Annotated in this window: 1 protein-coding gene; it reads left to right on the top strand. The window is 72.3% G+C overall.

The window, feature by feature from the left end:
- Positions 1-17 precede the first annotated feature (17 nt).
- Positions 18-282, top strand: a 265-nt coding sequence (locus PUR56_RS00495) for a hypothetical protein (RefSeq protein ID WP_329947376.1), incomplete at its 3' end; no start/stop codon positions are given.

Below are 282 nucleotides of genomic sequence, written 5' to 3'. Positions count from 1 at the left end.
TGGGCGCTGCTCACCCGGTGGCACTCGGCGCGGCGTCGATCCGCCGTGCCGCGCTCGCTCACCGGGCGGTGGTGCTCGCCGGTGACACCGACGAGCTGATGACCGGGCTGGATGCGGTGGTGTCCGGTGCGGGCGGTCTGTTCGGCACCGCACGGGCGGGCCGGGTGGCGTTCCTGTTCACGGGCCAGGGTGCGCAGCGTGCGTCGATGGGCCGGGGGTTGTACGAGGCGTTCCCGGTTTTCGCGGATGCCTTCGACCAGGTGGCGTTGCACGTGGATGCCT

It is taken from the genome of Streptomyces sp. BE303, from assembly GCF_036290945.1.
In the GTDB taxonomy this organism is placed as follows: Bacteria; Actinomycetota; Actinomycetes; order Streptomycetales; family Streptomycetaceae; genus Kitasatospora.
Note: the sequence above shows the minus strand (reverse complement) of the source record. Positions and strands in the feature narration are given on the sequence as shown.